Here is a 13756-nt window from a genome sequence, read left to right on the forward strand (position 1 = left end):
AGACTGCCATGGAGGTCTGCGCTCAACAGGTGAAACGCCACCGCTCGGGCAACTGATGCTTTAGCACCGCGCAGTAACTATCGCATACCGCGTTGTCATAGGTGTCGCCGACCGAGCCTATGGAGCGTCGCACGTCCGCCTTGCGGCAGCGGCACCGAAGGTCCGCGACGTCTATTGCGATTCCTGGTCGGAGTGGTGGATCAAGTCGCACCGTTGGCGCTCCATGACGGCGGTCTCCACCGCATCGAACATGCGTTCTATCCAGAGGTCATTGGCGAACGACCAACCCACGACGCGCCGGCTCCTGATACCGATCACCACGGCGACGTAGAGGAAGTCCAAGGCGGCCGGCCCGAAGGTTATGTTGCCCGCCCAGATCTGGTCGGAGGCCTCTGCAGGGAGATTGTGATCCGCCAAATCGCGTGCGGAAAGAGCCGCTCGCTAGCGCCGGGTGGCCAAGGTGCCTTCGCGCCGCTGGCTGAGGCCGATGAGACCGGCCTCTGCATCAGTCGCGCGATGCGCTTGCGTCAACGTTCTTGGACGCGCGATGGCCGTTTTCGCGGTCGCTTTGGGCTATCTAGTTAACGACGGCTTGGACGGAGGACTCGAACTCAAGCGACAGGTCGATTGGGTCGTCATTACCGCGGACCAGCCCAACCAATTGTTTGCAACTCTGGAGCTAAATGATAAGATGGGTGAGACTTGCAGTGAACCATGTGTAGGCTGCTCGCAGGGCTCCACGAGGTTGGATGATCGTCAGTTACAGCAATTTGTTGCCTCTTGTTCCCTGGAAAATTTTTCGTTGGACTATTCAATCTGTCTGAATTTTGTGCCGGCGTGAAATGCGCTGTGAGGACGCCGTGGCCTCGCAATCGCCGTGAACGGTGTCCGATATCTCAAGATAGTTTATCTAAATCTCTGCTTGCTTTATCCTTATGAAGGCAATGTGAATAGCATCGTTTACATTGTGTATGGCGAACGATAATTTTCATCATCGAATCTATACATTGTGTGTTCGATGGGGCGCCGAGACGTGGCAGCTCTTTGTATTTCGATGAGCTAACGCCTGATCTGCTGGAGAGCGACGCGCTTTGGTGGAGTGGCGTCGTTGCTGGAAGCGGGAGCCGCTACCTTAACTGTGAAGGTCGGAATCGACGATCAACTTAAAGTAACAATTAATCAGAGATCGCCTATAGGTAGTTTTTTGTCCCCAGATCCTGCGTCATCATTGCAGCCGGTGCCGGAACTTTTCAGTATTGACGTCGGTTAACGGCGACGAAAAAGCAACACCAGTTGAAACTCGAACGGCCGGCATTAACCAACGATGCATCTCTATGTGGGCTGGCCATTGAAGCGAGTTTAAGGATTTGATAACTAGGTTTAATAAATCAGCTCTAGGGTGGGTAGCGTGTCTGTGATGAAAGGGCTCTCCGTCAGTGTCGTGATGCTGTCCATCATGGCGTGTACGCCTGCCCTGGCGGCTTCATGCAATTCGGCGTTCGGCATGGCCTCTGTCGCCGATATGGACGCGTTCAAGGCGGATCCGCTGTCGCTACTCAACAGCAATCCCAATGGCGGCGGTGCACTCGCTCGGTCCGCGCGCGCTTTGGTTCTGGCTGATACCGAATTTTCCGACGTGATGCTTTCGCTCGGGGTGGCCGCGAACGCTGATCAACGTTCAGCGATCGGGGCAGGCCTCGGCCAAGCTGCGCTGGCCTGCGCGCGGACGCAGCCTGAGGCAGTGCAGCGGATGCAGGCCGCTCTGATCTCGCGTGGTAGCCCGGAAATCGCGCAGGCCTTCAAGGCCGTAACAGGCGACATTCCGACCACTGCCGTCAGTGTGCCAGCGACCCCCTCGACCCCGATTGGCGGAACGGATGCGAGCCTCATCGGCGGTGGACAGAACGAGGTGCCCCAAGGCGTTGCGCAGAGATCGGTTCCCACGACCCTAGGATTCTTCAATTCGGCGGCAATTGCTCGTACGGCCCAAGCGGCGCGACTTTCGCCGATTATCATCGTCGGTGGTAACGGTAGCACCGGCGGTGGGGGCACTGTTGGCGGCGGTGGAACCATTGGTGGCGGCGGCAGCATCGGCGGTGGCAGTGGCGGTGGCGGTACCCCCGTCCCGACTGTTCCCGGTCCCGTGGTTGGAGTCGGACTACCCGCCCTCCTTTTCTCTCTTGTGTCTGGATTCATCTATCGTCGCCGCCGCAACCGCGTCTCTGTGGCATAAAGTGGTCGGCGGCTTTTACAGTCCGCAAAGATGATTTCAGATGGGCTGGTGAAATTGCAGCTGCATTAGTCGCGTAGCTGCCTTCCGCCTTCTATAATAAGGCGCTCTATAGTTTTTAGTAGGTGGTCTGCCGAGTCATACTGAGCGGCGGCGAAAAAGTCGGCGCACTCATCGGGGTGATGGCCTCGATGAGCCGTTGTGTGGCCACCCACAATTCGTTGGCGGTTCGCTCGGCGACCGTGCGCAACAGCGCCTTGAGCTTTGAGAAAGCCCCGTCATCCTGCGCTTTTCGAAGAATCGATCGTGTTCAAGTCCGGCGAGTAGGGCGGGCGGAACAGTAGCTACGCGCCCGCCATCCTCGATCGCTGCCTGTACCGCCGAACCGTTGTAGCTTTTAAGATTGTCCATCATGAGGATGTCGCGAGGGATGAGTTCGGGCCCGAGAACGTCCCCGGCGTAAGCCTGGGAGGCATCGCGATAAATCGGTCCGTCCAGCGCGAACGACACAGCGATCCCGGACGGGCGTAGTCCCGTCACGAAGGTAGGTGTCTTCTAGCGGCCGTACGGCACACCTGAGCGTAGTCGTTCCTCAGGCGAGGCGCGTCCGCGAGTGCGGGTCATTGGTCGCGGTCACACCTGGTCGAGGAACAAGAAGCGCGAAGGTCGAGGTCGGACTGGCATTCAAATCGGGCTTGGCGGGTCGCCTTTACAGCCGAGCGGTTCTGCTCCGCGGCGTGGGCTGTCTTTCTTTGTATGTCAGGCCGGGCGCATCGAGGAAGTACCACAGAGTCCCATGCCCAACCGTAGGAGTGCGCCCCTCCCGCAAGCAGATCCGCATCTCCTTTGAGGTGATGTCGTGGCGCTCAGCGATCAGATGGCGCCGGAACGCCTTCGTGCAGGTCGAGCTTCGAGCCGGCTTGCCCGCTTGCTAATCAGCCGCAACCGTCCCGGGCGTGGCCAGTCCCGTCATCCGGCGGACCGCCGTCGCGGCACCGATCCCGAAGCGCTCGATCGACTACCGAGGCGAAGCCGCGCCTGCCGCATCCATCACGCGTTCACGCGGATCTTGGCTGTAAGGGTCTGCCCATGCCCGGCTCCAAATCTGGAGCGCCATGAGCCAGCCCGACAGTCTTACAGAACCCAACCATCCGATACGGATCAAACCGAAAACGCCTTAGCATCCATCCGGTCAACGGATCCGCCGGCCATTCGCACCCGAGCGGCGATGCTCAGCCGCTTTGAACCCGCCATGTGGCTCTATGCGAAGCCCATCAGCCGAATCCTTCCGTACAGCGCGGCTGTTCAAGGAGTAGATTTGGGCCGCCCCGATGTCGGCAGGGAAGGTATGAAACTCACCAACCCCTGCTGAGCGCTTGCCAGTGAGCCAGGATGGCACTCTGAGAAGCAGCTCCTATCTACCGCTCCGGGCGGTTGAACTCGATTCAGTCAGTCACGATGCCTGCAAGAATATGCGGGATAGCGGTTTTAGATCGCCTTCGGGCTTTTGGAGGATAATAAATGATCCGTTTGGTTCTCGTGCCGATCGTGGCGGTGCTTTCAACGGGATTCGCCTGGGGGCAGACGCGCCAGCCGATCCCATCCGGATCACCCTGCATACCCGGTGACCCCGTTCGCCGCGACTGTCGCTCCAGCCCGCTCTACAATTCAACGCCGGGCTCTCTGAACTCCATCAACCAAGCGCCAAACTTCTCAGGCGGTGGCGCTTTCGGAACATCCCGGCGCCCTTCGAATGATTTCCGGGAAGGAGTTCCGCAACGCTGAGCCTTTCGGCTCAGCGCAAGGTGTTGAAGTTGGAGCGGGCGATATTGCCTTCGTTAAGTGTCGCGACCCCGACGCGCAGCAGCGTAAGCACTTTCAGGAACTCAACGGCAGGGGCATTCGACACGTAGAGAATGTCTTTGTCGCGAATGAGAAACTGACGAAGCGTGAAGAGCCCATCTTCGGCGCGCAGGTCGAACTGATAGATGACCGGAATATGATCCTTAGGCCATACTTTCACGTCGATGCCGAGATCTGCCGCGACCCGGCGGGACTCCATCCTGTAGACGAACACGGTGGTCGGGTTCGCTCGCTCGTCGAGGAGGCCGCCACCGCGACCGAGAGCCTCGGACACCGTCGTCTGTTCTGCTTCGAAGTTATACTTTCCGTTGAGGCCCGTGGCGCCGAGCACAACGAACGAGCGGTTCTCGGTATAGACGTAAATCACGTCGCCCGGCTGGACGAACACGTTGTTAGACGGTTCTCTGACGAGCTTGTTGAAATACACCGTACGCTTGCGAGAGCCGCGCTGAAGCGTCACGAAGCTTTGGTACCCCGTGCCCTTCGGGCCGCCTGCGCGGGCAATCACATCCAGCACGCGTTCGCCTGACGGATTGATGGCGAGCCGGGATGGCAGGTTGACCTCGCCGAGGACGCTGACCTGGGTCGCCTTCTGGTCAATGATTGAGACAACAGCCTGCGGTTCGATCGCCCGATTTCGCAGGCGCTGCTCGATCTCGGCTTGCACTTCCGGAGCTCGGCGGCCAACGGCGGGAATCAGTCCGGCATAGGGCACCGATATCGTGCCACTGCGATCAACCTGTTGGTTCGGGAGCGTGACGAAGTTGCCCGCCCTTGCCCCGGCTTGGTCGGGAATGAAGAGGCCTCCAGCCGCCGCTTCGAAGATGGTCACGCCAATGGTATCGCCGATGCCAAGGCGGACTTCCGCGGCCCGCCCCTGCGAGACAAACGAGCCCAACGTGCCCTCGCCCGTCGCGTCCCGCGCTGTGACGTCGGCCACGTGAGGCGTGGCGTTGATCAGAGTGTGCGGAAGCAATTCCTGCGGATCGGTGGGGATGGATGGATCCCCCGATACCTTCGGACCGGATGTCGGGAACGCACCTGAACACCCGCTCAGGATTGCGGCCAAGCCGGCAACCCTGGCAAGAATGCTAAGTCTGCGACCTACGACCACGACGCCGTTATCCTCTCAACCAACTCCACGCTGGTTATGAGCGAGATCGTGAAAAGGTCTAGTTGAGGTGCCTCAAATTTTCTATATTTGGGCAGCATGTGACGCAGGAGCAACAGTCATGATTCACAATTCATGGTTAACGCGTACGTTGAAAAATAAACTATTCATAGCTACCAAATAATTGCCGCGAAGAGATTCGTATTATTTTGAGGCGGGAAACCTGCGACATGGACCGTCCTATAGCTACGGCGATGTTCGAGCCGTCGAGGGCTTTCGGCTGAAAGCCGTCATGTGAGCCCAGAGGAACCGCAATGCGCGCAGGCGTATCAGAACACCCATCGCCGCGATTCTGTCGATCGGGCGCCGAAGCCGCCGGGTGAACAGTACCTGAAAGAGATGGATGCTGGTCGATAGCAGCGTGATGTAGGCGCGAACCAGCCACCGCAGCCGACCGAATGGTTGACGTGTGGTCAGTGCGAAAGCCTCGGCGTTGAGTCGGCGCCACTTCCGCACCAGTTGGTCCCACTCGTGCCGTGCCGGATGACCCACGACAGCCTTCGGCGCAAAGCCGAGTGTTCGGCCTTTCGCCGCAGCCCGGTGACACCACTCCACGTCTTCGGACACATCGTTGCCAAAAGGACCGACAGCCTCGAACGTCTCCCGACTGACCAGAAGGGCCGCGGTGACCGAAAAGCCCTTCTTTTTGATGTATTGTTCGTTTTGGAAGGCGAAGACCAACTCGAACGCCTCGGAGGGGGTCGGTCGTCCCGGTTTCTCGACATCGACGCGGATCGCCCCGCCCACGACGTCGAAGTGGTCGAGCATCCGCACACCCTCCTCCAAGAAGGCCGGATCCGGACGGCAGTCGCTGTCGACAAAAGCCAGGATGCGTCCGCGTGAGGCGGCGACGCCAACATTGCGGGTCGGACCTGCCCCCTTTTCCCGCGATAAGACGACCCTTGCGCGACCCGCCACGGTCGCCTCGACCGCGGCCAGTCCGACCGGCGAAGCGTTGTCTGAGACGACGATCTCGAAGGCATCACGCCCGATGGTCTGCGCCTCCAGATGGGTCAGGCATCGGTCGAGGTTCTCGAGATCCTGATAATTCGGAATGATCACGGATACTCGGACGACGGCCTCGGCGTTATGGTCACAGGTCGATACGGCCAGATTGTCGGTGCGTTCAAGCATGATAGGCCGCAGCGTTCACGACTGAGGTTTCGCCAAGTTCGATCAAGCGCTTGATGTCAGCTCGGTTGAGCAGACCGCCGATCACCTTCTCACGAACCTTCGGATTGTTGCGCATGGCATCCTCAAGGACGTAGCTGGGGGTTTCGTTCCAACGGGCTACTATGAGGAAGCCGTCGACGATGTCGGCGACGGCTTCAGCATCGGATACCGGCCCAATCGCCGGCAAGTCCACGATGATGTAGCGATATTGCGTTTTCAGGTTCTCCATTAAACTTCTAAGATTGTGTGCAGAGAGCATCTGTCCCGGTTGTTCGGGTCGGACCGTGCCAAAACAAGGCAGGAAGAAAAGGTTCGGTTCGCGGAGGGGGCGTATCGCGGTCGGAAGCGTGTTCGGTTGATCGACGACCTCCACCAAACCCGCTTCGCGGCTTGGGGCCAGGAGGTTCGACAGCGATGGCCGACGGGCATTCGCATCGATCAAGAGCGTGCGGGAGCCGGTCTCTGCGCAGAGTTGGGCGAGCGTGCTCGCCGTCACGCTCTTGCCCTCACCGATCCCGGCCGAGATCACGCCGATGGCCACAGGCTTATCGACCCGACGTAGGTCGATGCTGACTTTAATGCTTCGCAGCGTCTCTTCGCCAAAGCTTCCGACTGCCGAGCGGAGCCCTCGGTGGGCAGGAGCCGCCGGCTGAGATCGGTCGATCTCAGGGAGAAAGCCCAGGCTCGGGGCGCCGAGGGACTCTTCAATTTGACGGCGGAAGCGGATTCGGCGCGAGAACGCTTCCCGTGCGACTGCCAACAGGCAGCCGGCACCGAAGCCAAGCAACAGGCCGCCCCCAAGCGCCTTGATGGGCGTCGGGAAAGATCGCTCCGTTGGAACCTGCGCAGCGGTGATGATACGGGCTTCCGTCATCGGAAAGCTTTGCTTTTGAATTCCGTCGACATAGCGCGACATGAACGTGTCGCGAATCGACTTCACCGTCTCCGCAGCGCTCTCCAATTGCATGAGCTGGACTCGTCTTTCACGGGCCTGGGTCGACCGTTCGGAGAGTTCCGACAATTCCTTCTGCAGACGTTGCTCTTTGATCTGGGCGACCGTGAGTTCGGTGCGGGCACTTTCCAAAATCCGACGGATCTCGTCATTGATCGAGTTCTGCAACTCGCTCATCTTGGCACGAGCCTTGATGACCGCCTCATGGGTCGTGCCGTACCGGACCGACAGATCCGCCACCTGTCGCTTGGCGTCGAAGTAAGCGTTTCGCAGGGTCGTGATGACTTCGTTCGTGAACTCCTCTGAAAGCGCGCTCTGAAGCCCGCCCGTCTTCGCGATCTCGTCGATCTGCGCGACCTTCGCCGCTGCGCCGGCCCGTGCAAAGCTCGCGCTCACGACGCTTTGACTCAGGTCGAGGATCTGTTGCTCCTCGATGAAGCGCCCATCGATCGTGACAATATTGTTTTGTATCCGATACTCAATGACGGCACGATCAGCCTTGCTGACTCTGTCCTGAAGCTCAGCGATGCGCTCGGAGAACCAATCGCTCGCTTTCTGAGAAGCAATTCGTTTGGCCTCAAGTTGATCGTCGATGTAGGCTTGAGCCAATGCGTTGGCGAGACGTGCCGCCTTTTCCGCATTACGGGCGGTCACGGTGATGCCGATGGCGTAGGAAAGATCGACGCGCTCGGTCGAGGTGGCCTTGCGAAGCGCTTCAATCGCGATCCGGCGGCGTTCTTCCTGCGACTCGGTCGTCGGATCGTCCGCCAATCCGAGTGTAGCGAGAAGCCTTTTGAGGCTGGACGCGGACCCGATGAATTGCGGATCTTCATCGAGCTTTTCGGAAAGTACGACCCGGCTCAACACACCCAATGATTTAAGAAGCTCGATCTGACTCAAGACGACCGAGCTATCGATCCGGCCTGTTGGGGTCGAGAAATTTTCATCGACGACGGACAACCGCTTGAAATCGACCAAGACGGTCGACGAAGCCTTGTAGGATGAAGGCGCGAACAGCAGAACGAGGAGGCCGAGGATGAGGGCGGCTAGAGTCGTCCGCACGATCAGCCGCCGCTGGCGGCGCAGAACGCCGAGAATGAACGCGACGTCGCCCGGATCCGCTGCGGCCCTGGACCCTATCGGGGCCGCTCCAATCGCTGTGCGCGGGTCGGGCGCAAGCGAAGACATTCGGTTGTGAAGATTCATGGTTGGGCGGCCTGACCTTCAAGGCGCATCCGGCCACGCCGGCGGCTGACCGGATCTGTATCTTACCGTATCAACCGCCATTCTGCGATCAGTTCAGCGGCCGTAGTCAGACACTTTTTTCAGCGTCGTCTATCAACCTCCGCGATAAAGGCTGAAATACGCCCAACGAGTTGTGAGCCGGCATGCGAGGAGATGCCTGCGGAACGACCCAGGGTTTCGATCCTGTCGAGGTAGTCGACGAGTTCGTCCTCATCCTGCGCGACAGTCACGATGTTTTGTTCCGCCATGAGCCGAGCGGTGGACATCTGATGATCGTTGCGATGCTCACCGAGGGCAGCGCGGCGCGGCATGATCAGGATCGGTTTGCCGAGTTCCAATGCCGTGATGATGGAGCCCATGCCTGCATGGGCGACGACAGCCGTAGCCTCCGTAACGCATCGCTTGAACTCGGTCGGCGTCATGGTCGCCTGACAGCGAATATGCTTCGGGACGTATTTGGAGGCGCCGATTTGCGCAACCACGTCGGATCGATCGCGGGTGCCCGCCCAGGTATCGACGGCACCCACCAGGCGATCGAAAGGCAGCTGAACCCCAACCGTTACGAAGATCATATGACCGAACCCTCGTAATGCGGACCGTCCGGCTTCGCGAGATGCTTCCACTGGGTCAGCCAGAGGTCCGCGAACCGCCCCGCCAATCGACCGGACATCGAAAGGGTGTCGACGTTGGCGAAGCTATCCAGCCAGATCGTTTTCGCGCCGATCAAGCGGCCGAACAGCAGGGCGATGCAGCCGGGGGCCGCGCCGGTCGAAATGACGATCGCGGGTCGCTCACGCACCATGATGCCCAGAACGGTGAGACTCATCCGAATCACGGCAAGTTTGTTCCAGCGATTTGCATCAGGCACGCGGTAGAAACGATGGCCGCCGACTTGATCGCCAGCGTCCAGCGTACAGACGAAGGCGCAGTCGCAGTCTCCGAACGCGGGCGCGATCCGTAGCAGCTGGATCCAATGGCCACCGCCGGATGCAACGGCCAAAAGGCGCGGTCGTTTTTGTCGGTTCGCCATCGTCACCCCGATCCCAAGGACGGCGCGAGTAATGATGCAAGGCCCCTGCCGGATCAACCACGTGCCGGAAGAATCGGCTGCGTTTACAAATCCCCTTCGGAACCGTATGGCTAAGCCTAGCGTTCTTGTGGGAAACGCCTTAGGTTCCGTCAATGCGCCTGTTGCTGGTTCCCTTCCTCGCGGTTGCCCTGCCCTACGGGGCTGAGGCTGCGGATTATTCGCAGCGTCGCGGGGATGGGGCTGCGGGTGAACGTACATACGTTGAAGCCGCTCCGGAATATTTTGCGCCACCGCCGGCGAGAAGCTGCGGCAATTATTCTCCGGAAGGCCTCCTCCTCCACGCTGATCCGCGGCCTCGCTTCCGTGGATATGCGATTTGCAAGTACGCCGATGGGCCGCGCTACGGTTACACAACCATTGATACGTATACGCGTCGCGTCACGCAGTATCGTGAAGTGCGGTCTCGGACATTTTGGTAGTCAACTACACATCGTTAGGCACTAGCCGCAAGTAAGTTGATGCTGAGTGATATAGATGGGCCGTTCTAAGATATTTGAATAAAACGGTGTATTCACATTGTCGATAATCATTCTTCGGAATAATCAATTAGGTAAATTACTAAGGAGAATATTAATATCATATAACTCAATGTGTATGCTGGTTGCTCTCTTAAGTCCTTTTCATCAGATGCTAAATCATCCTGCGTAACTACGTATATCGATTCGGGCGGCTACAAACTTAGACGATTTGTAGCCTGAATTGAGTCGTTAATGAGCGAAAGAAATACGTAATTGATATAGAAGTTGATATTTTGATGAGAATGCCGAGTTTTATATCAAAGCGTCTTCAATCAGCAAAAAGCGACATATCTCGTTCGGCGTATATCCCAGCGGGGCAACGCCTCTATGTCGTTGGTGATATCCACGGTCGAGCCGACCTCCTCGCTGCGATGCAAGCGCAGATCGACAATGACGTGATAGCAAGGCCGTGCGCTGAGCCGATTGAGGTTTACCTCGGCGATCTGATCGACCGTGGTCCTGACTCAGCGTCTGTCTTGGGCGAACTCATCAAAAGACAGACGACGCATAGGATCATCGTTCTTTCCGGTAATCACGAGCGGATGCTCCTAGAAGCGCTCGATGATGACCGGATGCTGGCGCTATGGCTCAAGCACGGAGGTTGTGAGACGCTGAGCTCATACGGCTTGCACGGGACTGAGGTTCGCCTCGCCGATATGGCTGCAGGCGATGTCCGCACGCTCATCACGACAACGATCCCATGCAACCATTTCTCATTTCTGGAAGCTTTGCCTTATTCCTACGTAAGCGGCGATTATTTTTTTGCCCATGCCGGGATACGACCGAAGGTGCCGCTTCATGCGCAAAATCCAAACGACTTGATATGGATCAGGGAGCCGTTCCTGAGCTCCAGTTCCAATCATGGCTTGATTGTTGTGCACGGGCACACGCCCGTTGTTGAACCAGAGTTTCTGCCTAATAGAATTAACATTGACACCGGCGCCTATCTGACTGGCCGGTTGACCTGTCTCGTGCTCGAGGCCAATAAGTTGAGTATGTTAGGAGCAGCATAATTTGATAGAGTAAATCGTTGTCTTAGCGGGTCTGTACGAGAGGGCTGTTTGTGCCTGGGTCAGTGATTGCCGCGAGAGTCGCTGTGATGCTTCGTCGTGCAACGATTATGACTCGGGTAGCAGTCTACGAGCCCCAGCGTAATATGCTGGTAAACTAGCATTGGAGCATTGATCCGATTTAGGACCGATCATCCCGGAGAAGACAAGGTAGAGCTGGTTGATAATGATACTACAATAGGATTGAACAGAATTGTCAGATTTGCGCCCATGCCATCTTGCGCAGACTTGGGTGGCGTATATGCCGGCAGATCCAGCGAAAGTATGCCTGTCTTCTACCAGAACGATAGTTAACTGCCGACAAAGAATCCTTAGGCCTGTAAGGCTCAGTACTCTATTGCGCGCACATTTGACTGGTCGAACAGTATGAACATATTAGTAAGCATTTCTGGTTTTTGCGAGTTGTACAAAAGTGCCCGAAATAATTCGAATATCGAGCGCCACTGAGCAATTGTCTACATACCATATATCGTGTTCGACACGTCGTGCCATATCTTCGACGGCCCGCGTCTCACCGCGGTAGCCCTTGAGTTGCGCCCAGCCGGTCAGGCCTGGCTTCACGTGATGGCGCCACGCATAGTTCGCAATCAGATTGTCGTAGAATGTATCGTGCGTGACGGCATGCGGGCGGGGCCCGACGATCGACATCTCCCCTCTGAGGACGTTGATCAATTGCGGCAGCTCATCGATGCTCGACCGCCTCAGCCAGCTACCAACCATCGTTACGCGCGGATCATTCCGAGTGGCCTGTCGTACGACGCCGCTATCTTCCTGAACCCGCATGCTGCGGAATTTCAAAATTTTGAATTTTCTGCCGTTGAATCCGTTCCTTGTCTGCCGGAACAGGACGGGTCCCGGACTATCCAGCTTGATGGCAACACAAACCAGAACCATCAGCGGGAGAAGGGCTACGAGCGCGCTGGCCGCGACGGCAATGTCGAGGAAGCGCTTCGCTCGCCGCTCCCCGATTGATAGCGGTCCGCGTTGTACCTCGACCAGCGTCACGTTGCCTGTCGACAGAGACGGCCGGCGAACGAGTTCGGCTACGTTGGGATCGGGGATCAGCCTGACGGGCAACGGTTGATTTCTCAGGAGATCACGGACCGCGATCCAGATCCGCACATCCGCAGCGATCACGACTTCTTCCACGTCCGAACCGCGGATCGACTCGAGAAGCCTTTTGGTTGCCTCCCTGGCGCCCGCTTCCTCGACATCCTGAGAATGCCCGGTGTCCCAATCAAAGGTTTGGGTCACGCCCAATCCGAGCGAAACAAGGCTTTTCCGGATATCGCGCTGCGAGGCCAGCGTGCGTGGGGCGAGGAAATATACCGGGCGATGACGTACTGCATCATTGGCTTCCGCCCGGCGGACTGACGCACTCATGAACATGCGCGCACCGGAAACGGCGGCCAACCCAACCGCGGCGAAGACCAAAACGAATCCGCGCGAGAAATCAGCGCCGATTTTCAGCCCGAATGCGACGGCTGTAAGGAAAAGAAAGGTAAGTGCCCAAACCACGGATATCTTCCGCAGCTGTCTCCCAATCTTTCGATTTCCATCAAATTGGTAGACGCCGCATTGATTTCCGAGCAGTACGAAAACGGCCGCAACCGTAATTGAAACCGCAAGATAGCTAATGCGATCTCCGTCGCGCCCTGGCATGAAAAAGCTGTAACCGAAATCGGATATCAAGCCGCACAACAGGATAACGCCTGCGTCGACCAGCTTGATGACATCAGGATCGATTACGGCCGCAAAGAAGCGTTTCCGCTGCGGCAGTTGGCTATCGACATGAGCGCTTGTGGTTTGCACGTGCCAACTCACTTTAATATGTCGTTAGGCAAGCCATCGCACACAATGATGCGATGCACAACCGTTGGCGCGCGGCTCTCTCCCCCTCCACGCGCAGAGCTTCAACTTCGCTGTTCGCAATGCCAATACCCCGAACGCGTTTCAGAAACTTGGCCGCTACTGCCGCCAAACGCTTCAAGCGTCGATGTGGCGCTGGATTGGACGTATTGCTCGGCAACCTTCTCGATCGTTGCCTTAATTTGCAGTGCAAATTTCAACGTCCGAATTCGGCAGGCCACGGTCGCCCCCTCACCATCATGAGCATGTGAACCGTGCGCTTCCGTATCCGGTGGCGTTGATCGTACGCGAGATCCCCGGTGCTTTCCCTTCGGAGGCATCGGGGGTTTTTCTAAACGATGAGGAAGTCCTGAGCGTGGAGGTTGGCGGGGGTGGCGAAGGTCGCCACCGTCACGGCCGCGCCGCCGCCCGTCCCGTCCGCGTCCCACAGAAGCTGCTTGTGCGCCACGTCGTGCACGAACTGACCGTGGCCGCTCACCGTCGCCGCCGTGCCTTCCGTGAACCACTCCGCCGCCAGCGCCCCCGGCCCGACCTGATGGCCCAGCGCGCTCGCCGAGAACACCAGCTGGTCCCCC

Annotated in this window: 9 protein-coding genes and 2 pseudogenes; 2 read left to right on the plus strand and 9 right to left on the minus strand. The window is 58.1% G+C overall.

Translation table 11 applies throughout. The annotated features are described in order from the left end of the window. Nucleotides 1–171: 171 nt before the first annotated feature. The gene (locus tag MFF26_RS18560) at nucleotides 172–417 is read right to left on the minus strand and encodes a DDE-type integrase/transposase/recombinase (protein ID WP_137830838.1); all 246 of its coding nucleotides are present in this window, start codon (nucleotides 415–417) and stop codon (nucleotides 172–174) included. A gap of 1000 nt (nucleotides 418–1417) precedes the next feature. Between MFF26_RS18560 and MFF26_RS18565 the strand changes: the two genes are divergently transcribed. Beyond that, nucleotides 1418–2233, plus strand: a complete 816-nt coding sequence (locus MFF26_RS18565) for a hypothetical protein (protein ID WP_171015536.1) — start codon at nucleotides 1418–1420, stop codon at nucleotides 2231–2233. A gap of 134 nt (nucleotides 2234–2367) precedes the next feature. On the opposite strand, the pseudogene MFF26_RS18570 reads toward MFF26_RS18565, so the two are convergent. The 6 genes and pseudogenes from MFF26_RS18570 to MFF26_RS18595 all read right to left on the minus strand — a co-directional run. After that, nucleotides 2368–3347: pseudogene (locus tag MFF26_RS18570) on the minus strand (transposase); the annotation flags it as partial. Between the two features lie 678 nt (nucleotides 3348–4025). Continuing rightward, nucleotides 4026–5162, minus strand: a complete 1137-nt coding sequence (locus tag MFF26_RS18575; protein WP_210236234.1) for a polysaccharide biosynthesis/export family protein — start codon at nucleotides 5160–5162, stop codon at nucleotides 4026–4028. Nucleotides 5163–5450: 288 nt separating this feature from the next. Beyond that, nucleotides 5451–6398, minus strand: a complete 948-nt coding sequence (locus tag MFF26_RS18580) for a glycosyltransferase family 2 protein (RefSeq protein ID WP_210236233.1) — start codon at nucleotides 6396–6398, stop codon at nucleotides 5451–5453. Next, entirely contained in the window at nucleotides 6391–8595 is a 2205-nt protein-coding gene (locus MFF26_RS18585) for a Wzz/FepE/Etk N-terminal domain-containing protein (RefSeq protein WP_137831697.1), read from the minus strand. The genes MFF26_RS18580 and MFF26_RS18585 overlap by 8 nt, the downstream gene beginning before the upstream one ends. Nucleotides 8596–8714: 119 nt before the next feature. Continuing rightward, on the minus strand, nucleotides 8715–9206 hold the full coding sequence (locus tag MFF26_RS18590) for a glycosyltransferase (RefSeq protein WP_137831696.1): 492 nt from the start codon (nucleotides 9204–9206) through the stop codon (nucleotides 8715–8717). Then, nucleotides 9203–9664 (minus strand): UDP-N-acetylglucosamine--LPS N-acetylglucosamine transferase, encoded by a 462-nt coding sequence (locus tag MFF26_RS18595; protein WP_137831695.1) that lies wholly within the window; start codon nucleotides 9662–9664, stop codon nucleotides 9203–9205. The genes MFF26_RS18590 and MFF26_RS18595 overlap by 4 nt, the downstream gene beginning before the upstream one ends. 814 nt (nucleotides 9665–10478) lie before the next feature. On the opposite strand from MFF26_RS18595, the gene MFF26_RS18600 reads away from it, so the two are divergent. After that, nucleotides 10479–11255 (plus strand): metallophosphoesterase, encoded by a 777-nt coding sequence (locus MFF26_RS18600; RefSeq protein WP_210236232.1) that lies wholly within the window; start codon nucleotides 10479–10481, stop codon nucleotides 11253–11255. Nucleotides 11256–11687: 432 nt separating this feature from the next. On the opposite strand, the gene MFF26_RS18605 is transcribed toward MFF26_RS18600, so the two are convergent. Beyond that, a complete protein-coding gene (locus tag MFF26_RS18605; protein WP_171015612.1) occupies nucleotides 11688–13136 on the minus strand; it encodes an undecaprenyl-phosphate glucose phosphotransferase in 1449 nt (482 codons plus the stop codon). A 376-nt stretch (nucleotides 13137–13512) separates the two neighbouring features. Beyond that, a pseudogene (locus tag MFF26_RS18610) lies at nucleotides 13513–13756 on the minus strand (calcium-binding protein); the annotation flags it as partial.

This window comes from Methylorubrum suomiense (assembly GCF_022179765.1).
GTDB classification, from domain to species: domain Bacteria; phylum Pseudomonadota; class Alphaproteobacteria; order Rhizobiales; family Beijerinckiaceae; genus Methylobacterium; species Methylobacterium suomiense.